The sequence below is a fragment of the Streptomyces sp. HNM0575 genome (genome assembly GCF_012726265.1).
Classification (GTDB): domain Bacteria; phylum Actinomycetota; class Actinomycetes; order Streptomycetales; family Streptomycetaceae; genus Streptomyces.
In genome coordinates this window covers 837,521-863,093 of the sequence record NZ_JAASAG010000001.1, presented here as the reverse complement: position 1 = coordinate 863,093, position 25,573 = coordinate 837,521, and the positions used below count along the sequence as shown (strand labels likewise).

The window sequence follows — 25,573 nt, the reverse complement described above, 5'->3', positions numbered from 1 at the left end:
ACCGGCCGCCCGTGGTTACGCCCGTGGTGACTCCCGTGGCCTCGGGCCACGCGAACTCGGCCTCGGGCCGCGCGGGCCGGAAGGGCCCAACTGCCGCCGCGACAGGCCGTGTCGGAGTCCGAGGCGGAGTACCGGCCCGCTCCGCGGCGCCCCGCGGGCCGCCCGATTCTGTCACGGTCCTCCCTTCGGCTCCCCCGTGCTTCCGGCCCTGCTTCGGCGGACGCGCGGCACCCGCGCGAACCCCGGCGCCCGGCCGCCCGGGGCCGGATCCCGCTCGGCCGGATCGCCCCCGGCCGGATTCCGCTCACCCGCGGCCCGTACGAGCGGATCCCGTACGAGCGGATCCCGTACGCCCCCGGTCCGCTCGGCCGGATCCCGTACGCCCCCGGTCCGCTCGGCCGGATCCCGTACGCCCCCGGTCCGCTCGGCCGGATCCCGTACGCCCCCGGTCCGTACGGCCGGATCCCGTACGAGCGGATCCCGTACGCCCCGGCCCGTACGTCCGGATCCGTACGGTCCGGATGCCGCCAGGACGCCTCCGTCCCACGACCCCGGTCTCCGGTCAACGACCGGCCCCCACGGGCGGTTTCACGACGTCCTGCTCCGGCGGACCCGCCGGCCCCGCGCCCGTCTTCGCCTTGCCGGGCAGCCATACGCCCACCACCACCGCCCCCAGCAGCGCGACCGCCGCCGAGCCGAGCACGGTGACATGCATCGCGTCGATGAAGGCGTCCTTGGCGGGGCCCACCAACTGCCGTCCCGCGGGCCCGAGTCGGGCCGCCAGCCCGAGGGTCGCCTCGATCGACTCCCCCGCGGCGTGCCGCGCGCCCTCGGGCAGCGGCAGCTGCGCCAGCCTGCCCTCGACGCCCTCCCGGTAGCGCGCGGAGAGCAGCGAGCCGAGGACGGCCACGCCCATGGCCCCGCCGACCTGCCGGAAGGTGTTGTTGACCGCGGAGCCGGAGCCCGCCTTCTCACGGGGCAGCGACTGCATGATCGACACGGTGGCGGGCGGCATGATGTGCGCCATCGCCGTGCCCTGCACGAAGAAGACGATCTCCAGCGTCCAGATCGGCGTCGTACGGCCGAAGAGCAGGAACGCCGCCATCCCCGCGCCCACCAGCACCATTCCCGCCGCGCATACCGCCTTCGCGCCGAACCGGTCGACGACCAGCCGCGCACGCGGCGCGAAGATCAGCTGCGCGAGCGCGAGCGGCACCATCAGCAGCCCCGCCTCCAGCGCGGAGAAGCCGCGCACGCTCTGCATGTAGAACACGGCGAAGAAGGTCACGCCCATCAGCGCGAAGAAGACCAGGGCGATCGCGGCGACGGCCGCGGAGAACGCGGGGTTCTTGAAGTACGTGACGTCGATGGCGGGATGGTCGCTGCGCCGCTCGTGGATCACGAAGCAGGCCAGCACGGCCACGCCTCCGCCCCCGGTCAGCAGCACCTCGGGGTCGGTGAAGTCCGCGAGCTGTCCGCCCTTGATGATCCCGTAGACCAGCAGCACCAGACCGGCGACGGACAGCAGCACGCCCAGCGGGTCCAGCCGCCCGGGGGCCGGGTCGCGGGAGTCGGGCACGAGCAGCACCATCGCGGCCAGCGCCACGAGCACGATCGGGACGTTCACCAGGAAGACCGAGCCCCACCAGAAGTGCTCCAGGAGCGCGCCGCCGGTGATCGGGCCGATGGCTATGCCGAGGCCGACGCCGCCCGCCCAGATGCCGATGGCCTTGGGCTGCTCGTCCCGTTCGAAGACGTTCATCAGGATCGCCAGCGTCGACGGCATGACGAAGGCGCCGCCCAGGCCCATCACGGCCCGGAAGGCGATGAGTTGGCCCGGCGACGTGGCGAGCGCCGCGAAGACGGAGCCCAGTCCGAAGACGACGAGGCCGAAGAGGAGCACGCGCCTGCGCCCGAGCCGGTCGCCCAGCAGGCCCGCGGTGAACAGGAGTCCGGCGAAGACGAGCGTGTAGGAGTTGATCGACCACTCCAACTCGCTCTGCGCGGCGCCGAGTCCGGTCGGCGCGGGCTGGGCGATGGTCTTCATCGCCACGTTCAGGATCGAGTTGTCCAGCACGACGATCAGCAGGCTGAGCATCAGAACGCCCAGGATCACCCAGCGCCGCCGGTGCACGGTTTCGGACACGGAAGAACTCATGAGCCGCAGCCTACCCCATTTCCGATACGAGGCCGTCTCGTATCGAAATGGCAGGGACGGGCCCCGCCAGGCGGCCCCTGGACCCCCGGCCGCCCGTACCCGCGCCGGAGGCCCGGGCCCCGGACCTCCGGGCCCGTCGTCTCCCTTCCTCAGACCACCGGCACCGTGCCAGCATGGAGGGGTCTCCCCATGCGAAGCCATGGGGACGTATCCGGGGACGCCGTCAGGGCGCCTCGAGACGACGAACACACAGGAGCGTTCAGCCATGTCTGATGCTGCGCAGAAACAGGACGGGCCCTCCGGAAAGCAGCCCGGGGCCCTCTACGGCGGTGTACGCAACCGACGCGTCACCGTCCGCGATCTAGGAGCCGCCAAGGAGCGGGGTGAGCGCTGGCCGATGCTCACCGCCTACGACGCGATGACGGCCTCCGTCTTCGACGAGGCGGGCATCCCCGTCATGCTCGTCGGCGACTCCATGGGCAACTGCCACCTCGGCTACGAGACCACCGTGCCGGTCACCCTGGACGAGATGACCATGCTCGCGGCCGCGGTCGTACGGGGCACCAAGCGCGCCCTGATCGTCGCGGACCTCCCCTTCGGCACGTATCAGGAAGGGCCCGTGCAGGCACTGCGCAGCGCCACCCGGCTGGTGAAGGAGGCCGGGGCGGGCGCGGTGAAGCTGGAAGGCGGCGAGCGCTCGGCGCACCAGATCGAGCTGATGGTGCAGTCGGGCATCCCGGTCATGGCCCATGTCGGGCTCACCCCTCAGTCGGTGCACGCGATGGGCTACCGGGTGCAGGGCCGCGGCGAGGAGGCGGCACAGCAACTGCTGCGGGACGCCAAGTCCGTTCAGGACGCAGGGGCGTTCGCGGTCGTGCTGGAGGCGGTGCCCGCGGAGCTGGCCGCCGAGGTCACGCGCTCGCTGCACATCCCCACCGTCGGCATCGGCGCCGGAGCGGACACCGACGCGCAGGTGCTGGTGTGGACGGACATGGCGGGGATGACGGCGGGGCGCATGCCGAGCTTCGTCAAGCAGTACGCGCAGCTGCGCGAGACGCTCGGCGACGCCGCGAAGGCGTTCGCGGAGGACGTGATCACGGGCGGCTTCCCGGAGGAACGGCACAGCTTCGCCTGACAGTTGACAGTTGACAGGTGACGGATGGCCGATGGCCGATGACAGGTGACGCCTGACAGATGACAGGTGGCAGATGGCCAATGACCGATGGCCGGTGACACCTGACACCTGACACCTGACAGATAACGGATGACGGATAACGGGCGGCCGGCGGCTGGTGGACGACCGGCGGCCGGCCGCCCACCGGCATCCGGTCCGGCTCCGGCACCCCGCTCCGGCATCCGGTCCGGCTCCGGCATCCGCCCCGCCGCGCGGCCCGTCCGCCCTGTGCCCGTATAGGCGGGCTGTCGGCCGTTTGTCGGTGCCTGGTGGCATCTTGTGACGCATGACGCAGGACAACGCCACCAGACGCGGCACCCACGCCGTCGAAGTCCGCGGACTGGTGAAGCACTTCGGGGAAACCAGAGCAGTCGACGGCATCGATCTGGACGTGCACGAGGGCACCGTGATGGGAGTGCTCGGGCCGAACGGCGCGGGCAAGACCACGCTCGTACGCATCCTCTCCACGCTGCTGCTGCCGGACGCGGGCCGCGCGACGGTGGCCGGGTACGACGTGGTCCGCCAGCCGCGCAGGCTGCGCGGCGCGGTCGGGCTGACGGGGCAGTACGCCTCCGTCGACGAGAAGCTCTCCGGCTGGGAGAACCTCTACATGATCGGGCGGCTGCTCGATCTGCCGCGCGCCCGCGCACGTCAGCGGGCGGACGAGCTGCTTGAGCGGTTCTCGCTCTCGGAGGCCGCCAAGCGCGCGGCCGGAAAGTACAGCGGCGGGATGCGCAGGCGTCTCGACCTGGCCGCGTCCATGATCGGGCACCCGCGTGTGCTGTTCCTGGACGAGCCGACGACCGGTCTCGATCCGCGCACCCGCAAGGAGGTGTGGGCGGAGGTGCGGAGCATCGTCGCGGAGGGCAACACCGTGCTCCTCACCACGCAGTACATGGAGGAGGCCGAGCAGCTCGCCGAGGAGCTGACCGTCATGGACCGCGGAAGGATCGTGGCCGAGGGCCGCGTGCCCGAGCTGAAGGCCAAGGTCGGCGGCCGGACCCTGGAGATACGGCCGGTCGACCCGGGCGAGGCCGCGGCCGTCGCCGAGGCGCTCGCGCAGGCCGGTCTCGACGGAGTCGGCGGCGCCACCGCGGACGGACGGACGGGCGTCGTGAGCGTGCCCATCCTCAGCGACGAGCAACTGACGGCGGTCATCGGGCTGTTGGGGTCGCGAGGCTTCGCCGTCGCCGACATCTCCACCCATCTGCCCAGCCTGGACGAGGTGTTCCTGGCCATCACGGGTCAGAAGGCCACGCATCAGGGCGAGGAGATCCGGGCCGAGGCCGAGGAGGTGGCCGCATGACCACCGCAGCCTCTCCCCGCACCGCCGCCGGTGCGCCCGTCCCCGGGCCCGCGGCGCACCCCGAGGGCGACTCCCGTACGAGCCTCCGGTCCGGCCTGCGCCACGTCGGCGCCCTGGTCCGGCGCAACGCCCTCCAGATCAAGCAGGATCCGGAGTCGATGATGGACGTCCTGCTGATGCCCATCGTCTTCACCCTCCTGTTCGTGTACGTCTTCGGCGGCGCCATCGGGGGCGGCTCCGGCGGTGGCCGCGACCAGTACACGAACTATCTGGTGCCCGGCATGATGGCCATGATGAGCATGAACATCGCCATGGCGGTGGGCACGGGGGTCAACGAGGACTTCCGCAAGGGCGTGATGGACCGCTTCCGTTCCATGCCCATCAGCCGCTCCTCGGTGCTGATCGCCAAGGTCGTGGTGGAGATCGGCCGGATGCTGGTCGCCATGGCCGTGCTGCTGACCGTCGGCTTCCTGGTCGGCCTCGACATCCATGGGCACTGGGCGGGGCTGGCGGCCTCGGTCGGGCTCGCGACGGTCTTCGGCGCCTCACTGATGTGGATCTTCATGCTGCTGGGTCTGAGCATGAACACCGCGCAGGGCGTTCAGGGTGTCTCGTTCCTGGTGCTGATGCCGCTTCAGTTCGGCTCGTCGATCTTCGTCCCGACGAGCACGATGCCCGGCTGGCTTGAGACGTTCACGCACGTCAATCCGCTGACGCATGTCGCCGACGCGGCACGCGGCCTGATGCTCGGGCACGGCGCGGTCGCCGGCCCGGCGCTGTGGACGCTGGTGTGGTCGGCCGCGCTGACGGCGGTCACGGCACCGGTGGCGATCGCGAAGTTCCGCAGGAAGACCTGAGCGAGCCGCTGTCCGGCGGCGGACCGCCGTCGCGGCGAGCCGGCGGCGTCCCAACGCGCCCGGCTCACCGCCCGGTTCACCGCCCGGTTCGGCCCGGTTCGCATCAGGCCGGCGTCCTGGGCCGGGCCCGGCGTACCAGAGCGGCGGCCTCGTCGACGGAGAGCCCGCCGCCCTCCGCGTACGCCTCCGCGTAGGCCTGCGCGTACCCGGCCCCGGCGTCCGGGGCGCCGTCGCCGCGTTCCGCGAAGGCGTCCCGGACCGCCTCCCCTACGGTCTCCCGCCACTCCCGCTCCGCCGGGTTGGCGTGGTGCCCCTCCGGCAGCCGGGTGTGCACGTCGTACGCGCCCAGCAGGCGTCCCGCGGTCTCCGGGTCGCCCAGCCCCGCCAGCGCCCGGGCGGCGGTCATGCACTGAAGCATCACCAGTCCCGGCGCGATCGTCTCCGCCAGCTTGTCGCGCGTCTTCTCCGTCGCGTCGGCCGCCTTGGCCAGTCCCTGCTCGTACTCGCCCTCCAGGCAGTCCAGCCAGGCCAGTTGGCCCTGCACGACGCCTTGGAACATCCGCGGCAGTCCGCCGGGCACGCTCTTCTCGACCGCGGTCAGGATCTCGCGGGCCTCGTCGACGGCGCCCTTCCGGCCGAGGTGCTTGGCGTACTCGAGGGTGGCGAATCTGGGTTCGTCCCGGCCGTCGTGCTCGGCGTCCTCGTAGGCCTGCCGCAACAGCGCCTCGCCCTCCTCGGCGTCCGCGGGGTCCCCGTTCTCGAGCAGCGCCATGCCCAGCCTGGCCAGCAGGAACGGGATCTGGCCGTGCGAACCCAGTTGCCGGGCACACGAGATCGCCCGGCGGTAGTCCGCGGCGGCCTCCGCGAACTCGCCGCGCGTGCAACGTCCTTCGGCGCGGCCGGCGAGGGCGTCGGCCATGCCCCAGCAGTCGCCGATCCGCGAGTAGATCTCCAGGCTCTCGTCGGCGTCGAGCGCCGACTGCACCATGCCGTCGGCACGGTCGTTGGTGAGCCGACCGCGCAGCTGGAGCACGAAGGCGAGTTCCCACTCGTAGCCGTGCCTGCGGCAACCCTCGACGGTGGCCTCCACCGTCTCCATGAGTTCGCTGTACGGCCTCGTGACCATCCACGCGAAGACCCACATGCAGCCGGGCATCCGGCAGGTCTGCGGCGATCCGGGCGTGTACGCGCTGGTGACCCGGCGCAGCCTCGCCATCCGCTCGGCGTCCTCCAGGAAGCTGCGGTCGCCGTCATAGCCGGTCAGCTCCATCAGCCGCACTCCGCGGCGTGCCTCCCACAGCACGTCGGGAGCCATGGGCGGCGGGGAGTCGGTGCACCGCTCCGGCATCGGCGGAGCCGGGACGAGGGGCTCGGCGAACGGGTCGGGTCCGAGCGCGGCGGCAGCCGCGGTCCAGGTACGGGCGTCGGCCCGGTGGTCGCGCAGCTGCCAGAACCAGCTCATGCTGGTCACCAGGCACAGGGCCTCGTGCTCGTCGCCCGCGGCGACGGCGCGGGCCAGTACGGCACGGATGTTGTCGTGGTCGCGCTCCAGCCGCTCGAAGTGCTGCGACTGGTCCGGTCCGCGCAGCAACGGGTCGGTGGTACGGGCCAGTTCGCGGTACGCCACCAGGTGCCGCCGCTCGACCAGCGCCCTCTCGCCCGGCACCTCGTCCAGCCGCTCGGCCGCGTACTCCGCGACGGTCTCCAGCAACGCGTAGCGCATGCCGCACACACCGGGCGCCGCCACCACGAGCGACTTGTCGACGAGCGACCCGAGCAGCGCGGCGACGTCCCGGGGCGAGACCGCACGGGCGGCGACGCCCGGCGCCGCCGCCGTGTGCGCGTCGGCGCGCGCGGCGGTGTACTCCTCGCTATGCGCCTCGGTCTGCGCGTCCGTGTGCGCGCCCGTGTCTTCCTTCGCTCCCGCGCCCGAGGCGGTCTCCGCGTCCGCGTCGCCGCACACCTCCTCGGCCTCGACCAGCTCGCAGCCGCCCGAACAGACCGACAGGCGGCGCAGCACGGCACGTTCGGCCTCGTCCAGCAGCTCCCAGGACCAGTCGACGACGGCGCGCAGGGTCTGCTGCCGGGGCAGCACCGTACGGCTGCCGCTGGTCAGCAGCCGGAACCGGTCGTCGAGCCGGTCCGCGACCTGACGCGGCGACAGCGCGCGCAGCCTGGCGGCGGCCAGTTCGATGGCGAGCGGCAGCCCGTCGAGGCGGCGGCAGATCTCGGCGCACGCCTCCGGATCGTCGCCCGTACGGAATCCGGGTCTCGCCGACGCCCCCCGCTCGGCGAGGAGTCGCAGCGCCATGGGACCGGACAGCGGCTCGACCGGCCGTACGGACTCGCCCGGCACGCCCAGCGGCTCCCGGCTCGTGGCCAGCACGGTGACGTGCGGGCACTCCAGCAGCAGGGTCTCGGCCAGCTCCGCGGCCGCTTCGATGAGGTGCTCGCAGTTGTCGAGGACGAGCAGCATGCGCCGCGTCGCGCAGCGCTCGGCGAGCTGGGCGAGAGGGTCTAGCGCGCCGGGGTCGGTGGCCGCGCGCAGGCCCTCGGCGGTGGAGCCGTGGATCACGGTCTCGCGGCCGCCGAGCGCGGTGAGCACGGTCTCGGCGAGGTGCGCCGGGTCCCGTACGGGCGCCAGCTCCGCGATCCACACGCCGTCGGGCCACAGCTCGGGGGCGACCGTGCCGGCGGTCTCCTGGGAGAGGCGGGTCTTGCCGGCGCCGCCCGGCCCGGTGAGCGTCACGAGCCTGGAGACGGCGAGTTCCGCGCGGAGGGCCTCGATCTCGGAGTCACGGCCGACGAAGGAGGTGAGCCGGGCCCGCAGATTGCCGCGCCGGGCGGTGCCGGCGCTCCCGGCGCGCTCCGGCTCCGGTTCCGGCAGCGGTGACGGTTCCGGCGGCAGTGTCGGCTCCGGCTCCGACCGCGGCTCCGGCGGCGCCAGGGGCGCGCGAGCGGGACGCGCCGGTGCGGACTGCTCCCGCTCAGGCGCCGTCACACGCTCGGGGGCGAGCAACTCGGCGTGCAGCGCCCGCAGTTCGGGTCCGGGGTCGGTGCCCAGCCGGTCGGCGAGCGAGGTCCGCACCTCCTCGTAGGCGGCCAGCGCCTCCGCAGGGCGGCCCGCGTCGCGCAGGGCGCGCAGGTGCAGCACGTGCAGTGGCTCGTCGAGCGGATGTTCCGCGAGGAGTTCGCGCAGCCCGGGCAGTGAGGACTCGGCCCGTCCGAGCGCGAGTTCGGCCTCCAGCCTGCCGCGGCGTGCGGCGAGGGCCCGGGTGACCGCGCGTACGCCCGCGGCGCCACCTCCGCCCGGCAGGTCCGCCAGCGCGGGGCCGCGCCACAGTGCCAGTGCCTCGTCCAGCAGCCGGGCGGCGGAGGCGGCCTCGCCGTCGGAGAGTGCCGCGGCTCCCTGGTCGGCCAGCCGCTCGAAGCGGAACAGGTCGATGTCGTCGGGGCCGGCCGCGAGCCGGTACCCGGTGGCGTCCGAGACGATCGCGTCCCGCCCGAGCGCACGCCGCAGCCGCCCGACGAGCGCCTGCACGGCGGCCGTCTCGTCGGCGGGCGGTCCCGCGTCCGATCCGTCCGGGCCCTCCGCCCACACCTCGGCCGCCAGGGCGCCCGTACGGACCGGGCGCCCGCCCGCGGCGGCCAGCGCGGCCAGCAGCGCGCGCAGCCGCGCCCCGCCGAGCGGCACCGCCGTACCGTCCTCGCGGAGAACCTGCGTGGTGCCCAGAACGAGATATCTGTAGCGCACCAGTTCATGCTGCCAGGTCGCGCCGGCAGGCGGCGGGCCGAGCGACGAGCGCCCCCGCACCGGTCGACGACGGCCCGCAGGGATGTGCCCCCGGCCGTATGGACCGGCCGTGTGGACCGGCCGTGGACCGGGCGGCCCGCGGGCGGGCGCCGGGCCCCGGACGGCACCGGAACCATCGGTAACCCGGGCGGTAACCCAGTCGGTAACCCCCGTCAGTGCCAGGGCCGTTGGCCCGCACCAATCCGCTGCCGGTACGGTCTGAAGCCATGACCAGCGCCGCCACCCACCCCGATCACCACCGCATCAGTCCCGTATTCCTCGCCCTGGCCGCGACGATGGCCGCGTCCGGGTGGGCGGTGTGGTCGGGACTGGCCGAGGTGACGGGCGTCGCGGTCTTCTTCTTCGTCGTCTCCGGCTGGATCGTCTCGCTCTGCCTGCACGAGTACGCGCACGCCGTCACGGCGCTGCGCGGCGGCGACATCTCGGTGGCCGCGAAGGGCTATCTCACGCTTAACCCGCTGAAGTACACGCACGCCATGCTGAGCATCGTGCTGCCCGTCGTCTTCGTCGTGCTGGGCGGCATCGGACTGCCGGGCGGCGCCGTCTACATCGAGCGCGGCCGTATCAAGGGCCGCTGGAAGCACAGCCTCATCTCCGCGGCCGGGCCCGCGACCAACGCCCTGTTCGCGGGAGTGCTCACCGCACCGTTCTGGCTGGACGCGATGGGGAACGTGCCGTTCGCGTTCCGCTACGCGCTGGCGTTCCTCGCCATGCTCCAGGTGACGGCCGCCTTCCTCAACCTGCTGCCGGTGCCCGGCCTCGACGGCTACGGCGTGCTGGAGCCGTGGCTCTCACACGCGGCACGGCGGCAGGCGGAGCCCTTCGCGCCGTTCGGGCTGCTGGTGGTCTTCGGCTGCCTGTGGATCCCGGCGGTCAACGGAGTCTTCTGGGACGCCGTCGGGCACCTGATGCACTTCCTGAACGTCTCGGACCTGGACGTGAGTTACGGCTACGACTACTTCCGCTTCTGGCAGGGAGAGCCCGAACTGTCGGTCACTCCGCGGCAGTAGGGCCCGCCCCGGGGAAAGAGCGTGCCCGGGGCCCCCGGGCCCCGCGCCCCCGGGTCCTAGGACGCGGCGCCGGAGGACGACGGCCCGGAGGCGGTGTCCGGGTACGACGGGCCGGAGGAGGAGCCCGTGGCAGAGGAGCCCGTGGCGGAGGTGCGGCGCGCCCTGCGCCCGTAGTACCAGGCCATGTTCGAGGCGAGACCCGTCAGCAGCACCCACACCGTCCCGGCGATCCAGAACCCCTTGACGAAGGAGACCACCGCCGCGATCACGGCGAGCGCGCACAGTACGGCGGTGCAGCGGGCCATCACACGGGACGAGCTGAGGGAGGCGGCGGGGGCGGGCATGACGGGCGGCTCCAGTAGGACGGTGCGGGCACGGAGGCTGCGCACAAGCGGTGTACGGACGGCATACCGGCCGCATGCCGACGGCGTACGCACGGTATGCGGCACACCCGCACGGTATGCGGCATACCGCGGACAGGGCGGCGAGGGTGCCTCCGCGCCATTCTCCCCCACCCCGCCACGGCGCCCGGCGGGCCCGGCGGGGGCGCCCTGCGGTCCCCGGCGGGCCGTGGCCCCGCTCACACGTCCTCACACGTCGGTGAGCCGGATGCCCGCGTGCACCTTGTAACGGCGGTTCACGGAGACCAGGTTGGCCACCAGCGACTCGACCTGGTGCGCGTTGCGGAGCCGCCCGGAGAAGACGCCGCGCATGCCCGGGATGCGTCCGGCGAGCGCCTGCACGACCGCGCAGTCCTCCCGGTCCTCGCCGAGCACCATCACATCCGTGTCGATCTTCTCGACGGACTCGTCCGCGAGCAGCACCGCCGAGAGGTGGTGGAAGGCGGCGGTCACCCGCGACTCCGGCAGCAGCGCCTCGGCCTGCTGTGCGGCGCTGCCCTCCTCGGGCCGGATCGCGTACGCGCCCTTCTTGTCGAAGCCGAGCGGATTGACGCAGTCCACGACGAGCTTGCCGCGCAGCTCCTCGCGCAGCGATTCGAGGGTCCTGGCGTGGCCGTCCCAGGGCACCGCGATGATCACGATGTCCGAACGGCGTGCGCACTCCGCGTTCTCCGCGCCTTCGACGCCGAGGCCCAGCTCCCCGGCGGCCTGCTGCGCGCGCTCCGCGGCACGCGATCCGATGACGACCCGCTGACCGGCCCTGGCCAGCCGGTAGGCGAGACCGCGGCCCTGGTCTCCGGTGCCGCCGAGCACGCCGACCGTCAGTTCCGAGACGTCGGGCAGGTCCCAGGGGTCCTTCCTGGGCGCGGGGGAAGAGGACGCGGAGGCGGATGCGGAGGAAGTCATACGCAGGATCCTGCCACCCGGTGCCAGGGCCGCGCCTCCGTGGCGGCCGTGAAGGTGATCACGTACGGACCGGGTACGGGGCGTGCCGCGCGTCCTCCGGACGGGCGCCCGAAGGGGCCGCCGGGCACCCGCCTCCGCGCATCACCGGGAGCGCACCGGCGCACCGCCTCCGTACAGCGCACCGGCACTCCGCCTCCGTACAGCGCACCGCGCACACCTCACCGGCACACCGGCGCACCGGCCTCCGCAAAGGCTCAACTCGCCCGCCCGGCGCCCCGCTTCGCGCCGCCGCCCCCGCCGAGCGTCCGGCAGAGGTCCTCATACGGTCCGCGCAGGTCGAGAAGTGTCCGTGCCGTCGCCCCGTCCCGGGTCGTGATCTGCACGGACATGGAACCGCGGCTGATGATCCACTTGTTGTGCACCGGCCGGTCCGCGGTGTGGAAGCCCGCGCCCCAGTCGCCGCCGCTGAGGATGTACGAGCCGTCGTCGAGGTAGGTGACGGTGCCCGAGCCGGAGATGTCGCGGGTGACCGTACGGCCGGTGGCGAGGTCGGTCACGTCCATCACCAGCGGTCCGCTCTCCGTGGCGAAGACGGGCCGGTCCTCGTCGTCGTACCAGGTGCGCAGCGTCAGGTCGTTCACGGGGAAGACGGCGTGCGACGCGAACTCGCAGACCTCGCCCGCCGGGTAGTCCACCGGCTCCTGTACCGGGTGCGTGACCACCGGCCCGTGCACTCCCCCGGGAAGCGGCCCGCCGGAACGGACCGCCGCCGCGGTCTCCTTCCCCAGCGAACCCGCCGTGGACTCCGCCGCGTACTCCCCCGCGGTCCGCGGCACCGCCCCCGCACTGCCCGCCGGGGCCGCCACCGTCAGGGCGCCCAAGGCGCACACGGCGAGCGCCACGGTGACGCCTCGCCGCACCGGCCACCGCACTGGCCACCGCGCCCGCCGCCGCAACGGCCGCCGCCGCAACGGCCGCTGCAACGTCCGCCACCGCCGCGGCCCCCCGTACATACGCCTCCCCCGCGTACTCATCCGCGCCCCGGGCCCGCCCGGCTTCCCCTGCCGCCGCATCCGTCTCCGTGTCATCCCGGTCCGCCTCCGTGTGCCGGTGCCGGCTCCATGCCGGTCCCCCTCCTCGCGGCGGGCAGCGCCGCGCGCCAACCGTGGCGCCCACCGCTCCCGCCCCGTAAGCCGATTCGGCCACGCCCGAAGGGTCCGCATACGCGGCTGACGACCGGTGCACGCCGGGGTACCGCTGTGCTCGGGGCCGCCGGTGCGGCATCCTGGCCGAGGTTCGGAGCACCGCTCCGCAGGGGCACGCACACCCGGGGGAAGCCGCATGACGTTACGCATCCACTTCACCCTCACCGACCTGGCGCGGGTACGGTTCGCCGGGCCTTCGAGCCCGCTCGCGACCACCGCCTTCAGCACCGTACGGCTCGCCCACTGCCCCGGACCGCCCCAACTCGACCTGTGGCGGCGGGCGGTGAGACCACGGCTCGCGTGCGGCCCCACGCCGTTCAGCGAGCTGCTGCCCACGGCGCCCGACCACCCGCTGCCCGGCTTCCTCCGCCCTTGGCGCGGACTGCACACGCTGGACGAGGAGTTGGAGCGGCTGCGGGCCACGCCCCGCCATGTGCTGCGCGCCGACCTCGACTACCTGGCCACCCGGCGCGACCTGCCCCGCTGGACGCACCGGCTCGCGGACGGCGACCGGGGCGCCGTGACCGGGCTCGCCGAGTCCGTGCGGGACTACCACCGCGCCGCGGTCGCGCCCTACTGGCCGGGCCTGGCCGCCGTGCTCGCGGCCGATCTGGCGTCGCGTACGCGGCAGCTGCGCGACGGCGGGATCGAGGCGGTGCTCGGCACGCTCCACCCGCGGATGCGCTGGCGCCCGCCGGTGCTGGAGATCGAGGTGCCCGGCGGGGAGTCCGACTACCACCTCGGCGGACGGGGCCTGCTGCTCGCTCCGACGGCCTTCGCCTCGTACCTGCCGTGCGACCCGGACGACGAACAGCCCACGCTGTACTACGAGGTGACCCGCAATCCGCTGCCCCGCACCCGGGTGTCCGGACCGCAGAGCGGCCTGGCGGCGCTGCTCGGCCACAGCCGCGCCGCCGTGCTCCAGGTGATCGCCGAAGGCGTGTCCACGGGCGAGCTGGCGCGCCGTACCGGCCTCTCCCCCGCCTCCGCGAGCGAGCACACGACGGTACTGCGCGGCGTCGGCCTGGTGCGCACCGAGCGCCGGGGCAGGGGCAGCCACCACAGCCTCACACCGCTGGGCGCCGAGCTGCTGCTGGAGTCGTCGCCGCCGTCCGGCGGCACGGGCGACAGAGGCGGCACGGCCCGCGCTGCTGCCCCGCGCCCCGCTACCCGTCCGCCAGTTCCGCGACGGGGATCCGCCTGAACGTCACCGTGTCGTACGGCCCTTCGGCCCCCGTCTCGTACAGCAGCCCCAGCGTGTGGCCGTCGGCCATTACGAGGTCGGAGTACGCGGCGGGCCGCTCGTCCACCGTGTGCACCGCCCACCAGGATCCGCCGCCGTCGAAGCTCGCGCGCAGCGTCATCCGCCGGCGCTCCTCCGGGTCGCCCGGTGCGGAGAAGAGCAGCACGTCGGGGTCGTGGAGCTGGAGCACGCTCGCCTCGACCACGGGAGCGGTCAGCAGCGGCTGCGGCTCGAACGGCGCGACGAGGGACTCGCCGCCGTCCTCGGAGTGGGCGTCGGCACGGCGCTCGGGTGCGGTCCCTTCGGTGCGGGTGTTGAAGTAGAGGCGGCCGTCGGGGAGTTCGGCGGCGGTGGTCTCGTTGACGTTGACCCACCCGTCGGGGTTGTCGTCGGTGTAGCCGATGCGCCAGGTCCCGCCGCCGTCGTCGCTGAGCAGGTCGTGGCCGCCGTTGTAGCGGCCGTCGGTGCCGTCGTCGTCGCCCTCCGGGGGCAGCGAGTGGTTCGCCGGCACGACGAGGCGCCCCTCGTGAGGGCCGCGGGTCAGCCGCAGCGCGTGCCCCGGCGTCGTCGCGTACCAGCGCCACTGCGGCAGCTTCGCCGACGCGGTGATCTCACGGGCCGCGGACCAGCTCACGCCCGAGTCCTTGCTCTCCTGGACCCAGACGCGGCGGCCGTCCTCCGCGGAGACCTCGCCGCGGCGGATGCGCTCCTCGGTGGCCTCGGCGGCGTTGGTGACGAAGACAAGCACGATGCGACCGCCGGCTTTCCCGTCCTCTCCCGCCGGGATCACGACGGGAGAGGGGTTGCCGGCGGTGCCCGTGCCGTAGGAGGCGACGACGCTCAGCCCGCCCCAGCTGCGGCCGCCGTCGCCCGACCGCCGGGAGACGATCTCGATGTGCCCCGTGTCGCCCGAGGAGTTCACCCGGCCCTCGGCGAACGCGAGCAGCGATCCGTCGGGCGCCCGCACGCAGGCGGGGATGCGGAAGCTCGCATAGCCGTCGCTTCCCGCGCTGAACGGCACGGAGGTCTCGTACGGCATGAGCGGCTCCCAACTCCCCTGCACGGAAAAGCAGTCGACCGGTGTCCGAAAGTAAGCAGACGGCAACAGAGCGTCAATGAAACGGGAGATGAACATCCTCGCTCGCGACCCGCGAGCGCGCATCCTCCCGCACTGCCGCATCCGTACGGGTGACCACTGCCGAAACGCCCGTCACGCAAGGGGTGTTGAGGCATCATGCCGGGCAATGGATGCAGTACGAGTCGCACATCTTCGGGAAGCGCTTGCAGGCACGGAGTGGGTGACGTCCGCCCGCCGGTTCGCGGGATCGCTGCGCACGGCGGTCGCGCCGAACGGCGGCGGTCTGCTGCTGGTCGGCTCCGAGACGTACGAGCCGTGGCATCTCGCGGCACACCTCGACGACGAGGCCGCCTGGTCCGGGCAGCCGGAGCTCACGCCGACGCTCGTACGGCACCGCGTACCGCCGGCCGCTCCCGCTCATCTCTCCGCCGGGCTGGGCCGGATCGAGGCGGCGGGACGCAGGGAGACCGTGCTGGTGGTGGCGCCCGACGACCCCGGCCCGGCGCTGCTGGAGCGCGTGCACGACGCGCGCCGCGCGGGCGCCACGGTGCTGGCCCTGGACGACATGGGCGCCGGCGGCCGGCCGAGCGAGCTGCGCGACCTCGCACACGACGCCCTGAGCGCCGACGCCTCCGAGGTCGACCTGGAGACGGTGCAGCATCTGGTGAGCGCCGCGGCCGGTGAGACCTTCCACGGGGCGGGCGGACCGCCGGGAGCGCCGGGGCTTCCGGCCGCCGCGGGATCACGGCGTCCGGCGCTCCGCGACCGGCTCTCCCGTCTCGCGGACCAGCTCTCCGCGCCGCCGCCGACCCGCTGGTGAGCGGAGCGCGGGACGCGGGCCGAACGGCCCTCTGGCGCCACGGCCCCGCAGCGGGCAGGCTCTGACCACAGCCGCCCCGCGGGCCACGTACGCCCCGGACACCGGGCCCGTACGGCCAGGCCGCATGCACGGGACCGGCACGCACCGGAGCGCATGCACCGGACCGCGTGACGGCCCGCACGCAGAGAGCAGGAGGAGCCGAAGAGCGATGCCCCCTTCCCCTCCTCCTTCCCCTCCTCGCCGTCCCCCTTCTCAGCGTGCCCCCTCCCGGCGTTCCTCTCCTCACCGTCCCCGCGCCGCCCTCGCCATGGGGCACGCCGCCGCCCGTGACGTACTCGACGACGACGTGCTGACCGCGCTCGCCACGCACACCGAACTCGCCCCGCCGCCCGTACTCGACGACTTCGGCACCGAGCGGGCCCGCACGGTCCTGGCGGAGACCGAGCTGCTGATCACCGGCTGGGGCTGCCCTCCCGTGGACGGGAAGGTGCTCGCCGCGGCCCCGCGCCTGCGCGCCGTCGCGCACACGGCGGGCAGCGTGCGCGGGCACGTCACGGACGCCTGCTGGGAACGCGGCATCGAGGTCTCCTCGGCCGCCGCCGCCAACGCCCTGCCGGTCGCCGAGTACACCGTCGCGATGATCCTGCTGAGCGGCAAGCACGTGCTGGAGACGGCCCGCGACTACGCCGCCGCCCGCGCCCGCACCGAGGAGCTGCACCACCGGCCCGGCACGGGCAACTACCGCCGCACGGTGGGGATTCTCAGCGCCTCCCTGATCGGCCGCCGCGTGATCGAGCTGCTGCGTCCGTACGACCTGAGAGTGCGGCTGTACGACCCGTGCATCGGCGACGAGGAGTTCGAGGCGCTCGGAGTGCCGCGCACCGGCCTGCGCGAACTCTTCGCGGACAGCGACGTGGTGAGCGTCCACACGCCGCTGCTGCCCGCGACCCGCGGCCTGGTGGGGGCGGAACTCCTGGGCGCCATGCGGCGGGACGCCACCCTGATCAACACCTCGCGCGGCGCGGTCCTCGACCAGGACGCGCTCACCGAGGCCGTGTGCGCGGGCCGCATCCGCGCCGTGCTGGACGTCACCGAACCCGAGGTGCTGCCGCCCCAACACCCGCTGTGGGACTGCGAGAACGTCCTCGTCACCCCGCACGTCGCCGGCTCCCTCGGCAACGAGCTGCGCCGCCTCGCCGACCTGACCGTCTCCGAAGTCGCCCGCTGGGCACGGGGCGAGGGCTTCGCCCATCCCGTACGACGCGAAAGGCTGGCGTTCCTCGCATGACCGAGACCCCCGGCGCCCGGATGCCGAACACCCGCGCCCCGCACGCCCCGCACGCCCCGCACCCGCCGCACCCGCCGCACCGACTCCAACTGCCCCCGGAAGACCGGGAGTCGAGCCCGTACACCGGCTGGACCCGCGCCCACTGGGAAGCCGTCGCGGACGGCCTGCTGAAGGCCGCGTGGCGTTACGCCACACCCCGCGGCGCGCTGCTCGACCTGCCCGGCCGCCCCTCCCGCACCGGTGTGCGCTCCGACGGCCTGGAGGGCTACGCACGCACCTTCCTCGCCGCCGCCTTCCGCGTCACGGGCGCGCGCGGCGCCGACCCTGACGGCCTGCTGGAGCGGTACGCCGACGGCCTGGCCGCGGGCACGCGCTCGCCCGGAAGGGACGACGCGGAGTCGTGGCCGCCGGTACTCGACCACACCGTGTACGGGCAGCCCATGGTGGAGTCCGCGTCCGTCGCGCTCTCGCTGCGGCTGACACGTCCCTGGCTGTGGGACCGGCTCGACGCGGACGTACAGGACCGGGCAGAGGAATGGCTGCGCGGCGCGCTGCGGCACGTGCCCGCGCCCAACAACTGGTATCTCTTCCCGCTCACCGTCGCCGGCTTCCTGGAGTCGGCGGGACGGGGCGACCGCGAGACCGCGCGGGCGGTCGAACGCGGACTGGAGCTGCTGGAGGGCTGGTACAGCGGCGAGGGCTGGTACTCGGACGGCGACGGCCGCGCCTTCGACCACTACAACGGCTGGGCCCTGCACCTCTATCCGCTGCTGCACGCCCGACTCGCCCAGGACACCGGCCTGTTGAAGCACCTGAGTGCCCGGCTGCACTCCCATCTGGAGAGCTTCGGCCTGCTCTTCGACGCCGACGGCGCCCCCCTGCACTTCGGCCGCTCCCTGACGTACCGCTTCGCCGCGAACGCCGCCGTGGCGCTAGGCGCGCTCACCGGCCACACGCCCCTCGCGCCGGGCGTCTCCAGACGGCTGCTGAGCGGCTGCCTGCGCTACTTCCTCGACCGCGGGGCGCTCGACCGCGACGGCCTGCTCACCCTCGGCTGGCACGGCCCGCACGAGGCGACGCTCCAGGACTACTCGGGCCCGGCCTCCCCTTACTGGGCGTCCAAGGGCCTGCTGCCCCTGCTCGTACCGGCCGGCGACCCGCTCTGGACGGCACGCGAGGAGCCGGCCCCCAGCGAGGGCACGGCCCGCGCCGTTGCACTGCCCTCCGCCGGGCTGCTGATCCAGACGGGCGGCGACGGCGCGGTACGGCTGCACAACCACGGCAGCGACCACGTGCCGCCGCACGAGGGCGAGAGCGCCCACGCCGCCGATCCGCTGTACGCACGGCTCGCCTACTCCACGCGCACGGGCCCCACCGCCGGCGGCAACGTGCCCGACAACCACTTCGCCGTCGAGGTACCGGGACCGCGGGGAACTCCCGTGCGCAGCGCCCGCGTCCGCATCCACCCGATGGGCGCCGCGGCCGGCCCCGGCGGCTCGTGGGGCTGGGCCGCGTCGTGGCACACGCCGGTCTTCCCCTCGGGCGGCCCGATGGTGCCGGGGCTGCGGGTGCAGAGCCTGACGTATGTGCGGGGCGGGCTCGAACTCCGGGTGCACCGGGTGCTGGGCGCGCCCGCGGGCGCCCGCGTACGCCTCACGGGCTGGGCGACGGGCGAGCCGGACGCCGCGCAGGACCCGGGATCGGAGCCGTACGGTCAACTGCCCACGCCGGACGCCCGGTTGAAGCGCGGCGCCCCACAGCACCCGCCAGGCCCGCACGGGCTCCACGGGCTCCACGGCTGGGACGAGAACACCCCCTCACCGTTGCGCGCCCCGCAGGGCACCGCCTTCACCCGCTGGGCCGAGGTCCCCGCGCTCCACGGCGCCGCGGAAGGCACCGCGCTGTTCGTCGCCCTCGCCGCCCTCTCCCCCGGCGGCGAAGCCGCCACCGACGGCCCGCCGCACATTCCGCTCGCGGACGCCGCCCGCCTGCTCTCCGCCGACGCCGACGCCGGCTCCGGCTCCGGCTCCGCCCGCGTCCGCTGGACCGCGGACGGCACGGTCACGCAGATCGCCTTCACCGCCCACGCGGCCGAAGTCACGCATCCCACGAACGTCACAGGTGTCACGGACTGACCGCACCGGCAGGCGCCGTGCGGTCACGCACATTGCGATCAGGCGCCGGGCGATCAGACCCCGTACGGTCAGGCGCCGGAGGACCCGCCGTCCTCGCTCCCGTCACGCCGCGGGCCGTCCCCCCACCGGGGATCGTTGTCCCACGCCTCGTTCCGCTTGTGCACCGTCTCGATCGCGCGGGAGGCCTCGGCCTGGGTGGCGTACGGTCCGAGACGGTTCTTCGCCGGGCACTCCGGACCCTCCTCGACCTTGCCGTGCTTGACGCAGTAGTACCACTCGCCCGGTTTGCCCGTGCTGTTGCGCTTGAAGAGAGCCATGCGGTCATGCTCCCCCCTGAGCCCTGCTCGTACCACAGCTAGACTCGCGCACATGTCTGGCCAGTCTTTGCTCTCTCCTGGTGAACTCTCCCCGCACCGCACGGTCCCCGCGTCCATTCCCCGCCCCGAGTACGTCGGCAAGGACGCACCCACTCCGTACACCGGACCCGAGGTGCAGGACGACGAGACCATCGAGAAGATGCGCGCGGCCGGCCGCGTCGCCGCCCGCGCCATGGAGGAGGCCGCCCGGCACATCGCCCCGGGCGTCACCACGGACAAGCTCGACGAGGTGGCCCACGCCTACATGTGCGACCACGGCGCCTACCCCTCCACCCTCGGCTACCGCCACTTCCCCAAGTCCCTGTGCACGTCCGTCAACGAGGTCATCTGCCACGGCATCCCGGACTCCACCGTCCTGAGCGACGGCGACATCGTGAACCTCGACGTGACCGCCTACCTCGACGGCGTGCACGGCGACAACAACGCCACCTACCTGTGCGGAGACGTCGACGAGGAGTCCGCGCTGCTGGTCGAGCGCACCCGCGAGGCGCTCAACCGCGCCATCAAGGCCGTACGGCCCGGACGTCAGCTCAACATCATCGGCCGCGTCATCGAGTCGTACGCCAAGCGCTTCGGCTACGGGGTGGTGCGCGACTTCACCGGTCACGGCATCAACACCTCGTTCCACTCCGGACTGATCGTCCCGCACTACGACGACGCCCGGGCGACGACAGTGATGAGGCCCGGCATGACCTTCACCATCGAGCCGATGCTGACGCTCGGCACATACGAGTGGGACATGTGGGAGGACGGCTGGACGGTCGTCACCAAGGACCGGCGGCGCACGGCCCAGTTCGAGCACACCCTCGTGGTCACGGACTCTGGCGCGGACATCCTCACGCTGCCCTGACCGCCCGGCCCCCTGCGGCCGCTCCCACCGCTCCGGCCGTCTCCGGCATCCCGGCACGCTCCCGGGGTTTTCCCGACAGTCCGTCGGTAAAGAATGCCGTCATGACCTCACGGCCGCCGGCGCATCTGCCCTTCTCCACCCTCATCCGGGACGCCACGAAGGCGCAGCACACCCGGGCGGAGGGTTCGACGTTCATGAGCGACATGCTCAGCGGCAGGCTCGGCGTGGAGGCGTTCACGCGCTACACCGAGCAGCTGTGGTTCGTCTACCGCGCCCTCGAGGAGGCGGCGGTCAGGCTCGACGGCGATCCGGTCGCCGGCCCCTTCCTGCGCAGGGAGCTGTTCCGCCTCCCCTCCCTGGAGCGCGACCTGGACCATCTGCACGGCAGCGGCGCATGGCGCGGCACGCTCACGCCGCTCGCCGCGACGGAGAGCTACGCGGAGCGCATCGCACAGGTCGCGTCGGACTGGCCGGGCGGCTATGTCGCCCACCACTACACGCGCTATCTCGGCGACCTCTCGGGCGGCCAGGTCGTACGCGGGACCGCGGAGAAGAACTGGGGCTTCGCGCACAAAGGCGACGGGGTCCGGTTCTATGTCTTCGAGGACATTCCGAACCCCGCCGCCTTCAAGAGGGGGTACCGAGAACTGCTGGACTCGGTACCTGCCGACGACGAGGAGAAGTGGCGCATCGCCGGCGAGTGCGGGCGCGCCTTCTCGCTGAACACCGCGGTCTTCGAGGAGCTCGCGGCTCCCGCTCCGGCCGGGGGCTAGTCAGCGGCGCGCCCGCGGCGTCAGCCCATGGCCTTCTCGGCCTTGGCCGTGCCGTTCAGGGCCGAGGTGTGCACGTCCTTGCACAGCTTCACGTGGCCGACGTTGTGCACGTACCGGGCGCTGATCCAGTAGTTGCTGTCCCGCAGCTTGTACCAGAACGGGTTGCCCGCGATGACCTGCGCACGGATCTTGCAGTCGAGGCCGCGCTTGGCGCCGTAGGGGAGGACGTACTTCACGGAGGAGTCGGTGCTCGGGTACTGACGTACGTTCAGGCCCGAGTGGGCGGTGACGATGCCGTACGGCTTCTTCGGCACCGCGACGGTGCCGGCGCTCATGGACGCCTCGGCGGTGCTCGCTCCCAGGAGCGAACCGCCCAGGAGGACGGCGGAGGCCGTGGCGGCGATCCGTACACGACGAGCAGTAGTGGCAGCCATGCAGCTGCCTCCTTTCCGTATGCCGTGAGCGGGTGGGGCGGCCCTCGTACGCGGAAGGAAAGGCTCTGCGCGGACTGCCACACGCCGGATCACGGGGCTACTGGGACGTTCTGCCCGATTTTATGCAGCTCTGTGACGGTCTTTCGGCTTTCACACGCGCGATCCGGCGCTTCTGTTCATCAGTGCGGAAGGGCGGCCCGACGGCCGGTCAGAGGCTCCAACACCCCTGGGCGGCGCGGTCGGTGACCCGGCGTCCGGCGCGGAAGGCGCCGGGGCAATGCGGTACGGAACCTCCCCGCGGGCTCCACCAGGCCCCCTGAGAACTGCGACGAGGGCCGCGCATGATTGCATACGGGCGCCCGGCTCTGGGAGACGAACGCCCTGGGCGGGGCGATAAGGTGCTATACCGCAAGCGGGGCGGGGAGGACACAGATGAATGCGGGACAGGCGCGGCGGAAACGGCCGGCACGGCTGCTCGCGGCGGCGACGGCCACGGCGGCGCTGTCGTCGGCGCTGTCGGGATGCGTGACGGTGCACGGCGAGACGGCCGTGATCCCGGCGGTGTCCAAGCCCGACGCGGAGAAGGTCCTCAAGGAGTTCAACACCACCAGCAACAGGGCCAACTCCTCCCTCGACCCCGGGCTGAACTCCACCATCGAGACCGGGGCGCTGGGCGCGATAGACCAGGCCGGGCTGAAGTCGCGGAAGAAGCTGTCACCGAAGGGCAACCCGGGCTACGAGCCGCTGCGGCTATCCGACGCGCGCTTCCTGATCCCCCGGCAGGCGGGCTGGCCCAAGTTCTTCGTGGCGAACACGCGCAGCAACCGCACGGACGACGGGCGCTGGCTGCTGGTCTTCCAGCGCGACGACGCCGACTCGGACTGGCGGGCCTCGTATCTGGCCGTGATCCAGGACTCCGAGATGCCCGGCTTCGTCATCGGCGGGAACGGCTATGCGAAGGCCGTGCGGGGCGGCTCCGGTTCCCGGCTCGTGGTCCCTCCGGACGAGCTGAGCGCCGCGTACGTGAACTACCTCAAGGAAGGCACCGGCGAGTTCGCGTCGGGCGACCAGACCAGCAAGCGCCGCGAGCAGCGCGAGGGGTCGGCGAACCGGCCGGGCAAGCGCACCGAGTTCGCCGACGTGGCCACCGGGGCGCCGCAGTACGCGCCGTTCGGGCTGCGTACGAAGGACGGCGGTGCGCTCGTCTTCTTCACCTCGCAGCACCACACGAAGGAGACCTACGCGGAGGGCTACAAGCCTCCGGTGAAGGATCCGCTCGTGAAGGCGCTGATGAAGGGGACGCCGCAGCAGTCGGTGACGTACGTGCGGGTCTCGGAGCAGGCGGTGAAGGTGCCCGCGGAGAAGAACGGCGGCGAGGTGGAGTTCCTCAACCGCATCGACGGGCTGACGTCGGTCAAGGGCGAGTGAGCCCGGTGAGCGCGCGGACCGTCGCGCGGCGCCGACTGCCCTGATTCCGGGGGCTGTTGGGCCGGGCGGCGGGTGGCGGGCGGCGCGGTGCGCTGGGGGCGGTGCGGTTCGGTGTAGTGCGGCGCGGGCTGCACGGTGCGGCGCCGGGGCGCGGACCCCGCGGTCAGCGCACCGGCCAGGCGGCCGTCTCCTCGCCCGCGTACGCCGCGCACGCGTCGGTGAGCGCCTCCAGCAGCGTCAGCGGCTCGGGCAGCGCGCCCGCGGCGGACCCGGCCGCGCCTGCCGGACCCGTACCGGCCGCGTCCTCGGTACCGGGGGTGGCGGGGGTGCCGGAGGTGCCGGGATCCGTACCGCCGGCGGGCGCGTCAGCCCCCGTCACCGGCGGACGCACCCAGCGCACCTCGGCCTTCTCGCCCGTACCGGGCAGCGTCGCGGGCGGCACGAGCACATAGCTGCCGCGGCAGTGCCAGCGCAGACCCGGGTGCTCGTCCATGGTCTCGGGGTGGCAGTCCAGTTCGCAGGGCCACCACTCGTCCTCGTCGTCGGGGGTGCCGCGGGTGGCGGTGAAGAAGAGCATCCGGTCGCCGCCGGACAGCGCCACGGGCCCGAGCGGCGCCCCCTCCGACTCCAGCCGCTCCAGGGCCGCCCAGCCGGCCTCGGCGGGTACGTCGAGCACATCGTGGTCGCGTCCGGTGGCGGCGACGAAGTTCGCCTGCGGCTGGCTCTGCGCCCAGCGCTCGATCTGTGCCGCGTCGGTGGTGGCCTGGGTCTGCCATCCGAAGGAGACCGGGTGGCGTCCCGGGGTGGGACAGCCGATGCGTACGCACGAGCAGCCGTACCCCGAGGGGTGCGCGGCGGGCGCGAGCGGAAAGCCCGCCGCGGCGGCGGTCAGCAGGAGCTCCGTGCGGACGCGGGCGGCGTCCGCCTGCTGGGCGGCGCTCCTGGACCTCGCCGACTTCGTCCGGCCGCTCCGCGGGAAGTGCCGCAGCCACCGGTCGAACCTGCTCTCGCGTTCCATCTACCGCCTCGCTCCGCATTCTCCGCGACACTTTCCGCGACCACAGCCGCGGATCTCCGAGGGTACGCAGCACACGGCACGCTCCGGGCCGAATCCCGGGATCGATACTGACCCGTCGTCATACGTGTCCGGATCCCCCCGGGGGCGTCCGGGACATGTCCCTCCGGTCCGCTCCGGCTCGTACGTCTGCTCCCGCCGCGTACACCCGGCTGCCGCGCGGCCGGGGTCTCCGGGCGGCATCTTCCGTTCTGCGGGCCTAGCTTGAGACTCATGGTCATGATCACGGTCAGGGCCGCACGGGCCGTCCGAGCCGCTGGGGCCCTTCTCCTCCCGCTCCTGCTGCGGCTGCTGCTCCCGCTCCTCGTTCTCGCGCCCGCCGCGCTGGTGCAGGGCTGCGCCCCGGCGCCCGCCCGGATGCGGGAGTCCGACGGGCCGCGGGCCGCCGGACTCCCGGAGACCGTCTACGCCGCACACCGCGGAGGCGCCCTGGAGGTGCCGGAGAACAGCATGGCGGGGCTGACGTCCGCCTACCGGCGCCGCTCCGCCGACGTGCTCGACGTGGACGTACGTGCGCTGCGCGACGGGACGCTCGTCGCGATGCACGACCGCACGCTGGACCGCACCACGGACCACAAGGGCGCGGTCGCCGACCTGACGCCGCGCCAGTGGCGCCGCGTGCGCCTGCGCCCCGACCCCGGGCTGCCGGGCAGCTGGCCGCGCGAGCATCCGCCGACGGCGGCCGCGGTGCTCGATCGCTTCGGCGGGCGGATCGTGCTGAACGTCGAGCTCAAGGACGGCGGCGGGCTGAGGCGTCTCGCCGGGCTGATCCGCGGAAGAGGGCTCGACGACTCGGTGTACGTGCAGTCCAACGACTGGCACACGGCGGCGAAAGCACATCGCATGGGCCTGCTGACCTCGGTGTGGAGGTCGGTGCGGCAGGCGCGCACGGACGACTTCGAGCGCTGGCGCGGCACGGTCGACATGCTCAGCGTCGACCACGGCGCACGCGACGCCGACATCCGCAGGGCCGTGCGCTCCGGCATCCGCCGGGTGTGGTCGCACACGGTCCGCACGCCCGAGCAGCGGGACCGGGTGCTCCGGCTGGGATGCGACGGCGTGCTGACGGACGCTCCGCGGCTGCTGGAACATACGCGGCGGGCATCCCGGGAGGCGTCCCGGGCGTCCGACAGGTCACACGCGCAGGCTTCGCGGGGAGCACAGCGGGACAAGGCGGACGGCCCGGGCGCCGGGCGGGACCGCTGAGCGAACATTCCGTTCACATCCCGGCGAAGAGAGGC

The 25,573-nt window shown here is 73.3% G+C and carries 21 protein-coding genes; 12 read left to right on the top strand and 9 right to left on the bottom strand.

The annotated features are described in order from the left end of the window. Positions 1 to 562 precede the first annotated feature (562 nt). Positions 563 to 2,158, bottom strand: coding sequence for an MFS transporter (locus HCC61_RS03555; RefSeq protein ID WP_169133698.1), 1,596 nt, complete (start codon positions 2,156 to 2,158; stop codon positions 563 to 565). 265 nt (positions 2,159 to 2,423) lie between these two features. Here HCC61_RS03555 and panB point away from each other — a divergent pair, with 265 nt between their 5' ends. The 3 genes from panB (at position 2,424) to HCC61_RS03540 (ending at position 5,495) form a co-directional block, all read left to right on the top strand. Further along, positions 2,424 to 3,293, top strand: a complete 870-nt coding sequence (gene panB / locus HCC61_RS03550) for a 3-methyl-2-oxobutanoate hydroxymethyltransferase (RefSeq protein ID WP_169133697.1) — start codon at positions 2,424 to 2,426, stop codon at positions 3,291 to 3,293. A gap of 325 nt (positions 3,294 to 3,618) precedes the next feature. Beyond that, the gene (locus HCC61_RS03545; protein WP_169133696.1) at positions 3,619 to 4,638 is read left to right on the top strand and encodes an ATP-binding cassette domain-containing protein; all 1,020 of its coding nucleotides are present in this window, start codon (positions 3,619 to 3,621) and stop codon (positions 4,636 to 4,638) included. Next, entirely contained in the window at positions 4,635 to 5,495 is an 861-nt protein-coding gene (locus HCC61_RS03540) for an ABC transporter permease (RefSeq protein ID WP_169133695.1), read from the top strand. Before HCC61_RS03545 ends, HCC61_RS03540 begins: the two co-directional genes overlap by 4 nt. Positions 5,496 to 5,598: 103 nt before the next feature. On the opposite strand, the gene HCC61_RS03535 is transcribed toward HCC61_RS03540, so the two are convergent. Further along, positions 5,599 to 9,249 (bottom strand): BTAD domain-containing putative transcriptional regulator, encoded by a 3,651-nt coding sequence (locus HCC61_RS03535; RefSeq protein WP_169133694.1) that lies wholly within the window; start codon positions 9,247 to 9,249, stop codon positions 5,599 to 5,601. A gap of 266 nt (positions 9,250 to 9,515) precedes the next feature. Between HCC61_RS03535 and HCC61_RS03530 the strand changes: the two genes are divergently transcribed. Further along, positions 9,516 to 10,319 (top strand): site-2 protease family protein, encoded by an 804-nt coding sequence (locus HCC61_RS03530; RefSeq protein ID WP_169133693.1) that lies wholly within the window; start codon positions 9,516 to 9,518, stop codon positions 10,317 to 10,319. Positions 10,320 to 10,375: 56 nt separating this feature from the next. Here HCC61_RS03530 and HCC61_RS03525 read toward each other — a convergent pair whose 3' ends face one another. The 3 genes from HCC61_RS03525 to HCC61_RS03515 form a co-directional block, all read right to left on the bottom strand. After that, positions 10,376 to 10,663: a hypothetical protein gene (locus HCC61_RS03525; RefSeq protein WP_169133692.1), complete on the bottom strand. Its 288-nt coding sequence runs from the start codon at positions 10,661 to 10,663 to the stop codon at positions 10,376 to 10,378. 246 nt (positions 10,664 to 10,909) lie between these two features. After that, the gene (gene npdG, locus HCC61_RS03520) at positions 10,910 to 11,626 is read right to left on the bottom strand and encodes an NADPH-dependent F420 reductase (protein ID WP_169133691.1); all 717 of its coding nucleotides are present in this window, start codon (positions 11,624 to 11,626) and stop codon (positions 10,910 to 10,912) included. Positions 11,627 to 11,880: 254 nt separating this feature from the next. Further along, complete coding sequence (locus tag HCC61_RS03515; RefSeq protein WP_169133690.1) at positions 11,881 to 12,528, bottom strand: hypothetical protein; 648 nt, start codon at positions 12,526 to 12,528, stop codon at positions 11,881 to 11,883. A gap of 439 nt (positions 12,529 to 12,967) precedes the next feature. Here HCC61_RS03515 and HCC61_RS03510 point away from each other — a divergent pair, with 439 nt between their 5' ends. After that, positions 12,968 to 14,035, top strand: a complete 1,068-nt coding sequence (locus HCC61_RS03510; RefSeq protein WP_169133689.1) for a winged helix-turn-helix domain-containing protein — start codon at positions 12,968 to 12,970, stop codon at positions 14,033 to 14,035. Here HCC61_RS03510 and HCC61_RS03505 read toward each other — a convergent pair. Next, positions 13,998 to 15,113 carry a sialidase family protein gene (locus HCC61_RS03505; protein ID WP_169133688.1) on the bottom strand — a complete coding sequence of 372 codons (1,116 nt, stop codon included), beginning with the start codon at positions 15,111 to 15,113 and terminating at the stop codon, positions 13,998 to 14,000. The two genes, HCC61_RS03510 and HCC61_RS03505, sit on opposite strands and share 38 nt — an antisense overlap. Positions 15,114 to 15,318: 205 nt before the next feature. Between HCC61_RS03505 and HCC61_RS03500 the strand changes: the two genes are divergently transcribed. The 3 genes from HCC61_RS03500 (at position 15,319) to HCC61_RS03490 (ending at position 19,395) form a co-directional block, all read left to right on the top strand. Continuing rightward, the gene (locus HCC61_RS03500; RefSeq protein ID WP_169133687.1) at positions 15,319 to 15,972 is read left to right on the top strand and encodes a hypothetical protein; all 654 of its coding nucleotides are present in this window, start codon (positions 15,319 to 15,321) and stop codon (positions 15,970 to 15,972) included. A gap of 307 nt (positions 15,973 to 16,279) precedes the next feature. Beyond that, positions 16,280 to 17,260, top strand: a complete 981-nt coding sequence (locus tag HCC61_RS03495; protein WP_240968364.1) for a hydroxyacid dehydrogenase — start codon at positions 16,280 to 16,282, stop codon at positions 17,258 to 17,260. After that, positions 17,257 to 19,395: a DUF2264 domain-containing protein gene (locus HCC61_RS03490; RefSeq protein ID WP_240968363.1), complete on the top strand. Its 2,139-nt coding sequence runs from the start codon at positions 17,257 to 17,259 to the stop codon at positions 19,393 to 19,395. The genes HCC61_RS03495 and HCC61_RS03490 overlap by 4 nt, the downstream gene beginning before the upstream one ends. Positions 19,396 to 19,463: 68 nt before the next feature. Here HCC61_RS03490 and HCC61_RS03485 read toward each other — a convergent pair whose 3' ends face one another. Then, positions 19,464 to 19,712, bottom strand: a complete 249-nt coding sequence (locus HCC61_RS03485; protein WP_169133685.1) for a hypothetical protein — start codon at positions 19,710 to 19,712, stop codon at positions 19,464 to 19,466. Between the two features lie 52 nt (positions 19,713 to 19,764). Here HCC61_RS03485 and map point away from each other — a divergent pair, with 52 nt between their 5' ends. Continuing rightward, the gene (map, locus tag HCC61_RS03480) at positions 19,765 to 20,622 is read left to right on the top strand and encodes a type I methionyl aminopeptidase (RefSeq protein WP_169133684.1); all 858 of its coding nucleotides are present in this window, start codon (positions 19,765 to 19,767) and stop codon (positions 20,620 to 20,622) included. Between the two features lie 101 nt (positions 20,623 to 20,723). Further along, complete coding sequence (locus HCC61_RS03475; RefSeq protein WP_169133683.1) at positions 20,724 to 21,395, top strand: biliverdin-producing heme oxygenase; 672 nt, start codon at positions 20,724 to 20,726, stop codon at positions 21,393 to 21,395. 20 nt (positions 21,396 to 21,415) lie between these two features. On the opposite strand, the gene HCC61_RS03470 is transcribed toward HCC61_RS03475, so the two are convergent. Next, positions 21,416 to 21,829 (bottom strand): SH3 domain-containing protein, encoded by a 414-nt coding sequence (locus HCC61_RS03470; protein ID WP_169133682.1) that lies wholly within the window; start codon positions 21,827 to 21,829, stop codon positions 21,416 to 21,418. A gap of 432 nt (positions 21,830 to 22,261) precedes the next feature. Between HCC61_RS03470 and HCC61_RS03465 the strand changes: the two genes are divergently transcribed. Continuing rightward, positions 22,262 to 23,257: a hypothetical protein gene (locus HCC61_RS03465; protein ID WP_169133681.1), complete on the top strand. Its 996-nt coding sequence runs from the start codon at positions 22,262 to 22,264 to the stop codon at positions 23,255 to 23,257. A gap of 163 nt (positions 23,258 to 23,420) precedes the next feature. On the opposite strand, the gene HCC61_RS03455 is transcribed toward HCC61_RS03465, so the two are convergent. Then, positions 23,421 to 24,275 (bottom strand): bifunctional DNA primase/polymerase, encoded by an 855-nt coding sequence (locus tag HCC61_RS03455; RefSeq protein ID WP_206321952.1) that lies wholly within the window; start codon positions 24,273 to 24,275, stop codon positions 23,421 to 23,423. Between the two features lie 270 nt (positions 24,276 to 24,545). Between HCC61_RS03455 and HCC61_RS03450 the strand changes: the two genes are divergently transcribed. Next, positions 24,546 to 25,538 (top strand): glycerophosphodiester phosphodiesterase, encoded by a 993-nt coding sequence (locus tag HCC61_RS03450; RefSeq protein ID WP_169133680.1) that lies wholly within the window; start codon positions 24,546 to 24,548, stop codon positions 25,536 to 25,538. The last annotated feature ends 35 nt before the right edge of the window (positions 25,539 to 25,573 follow it).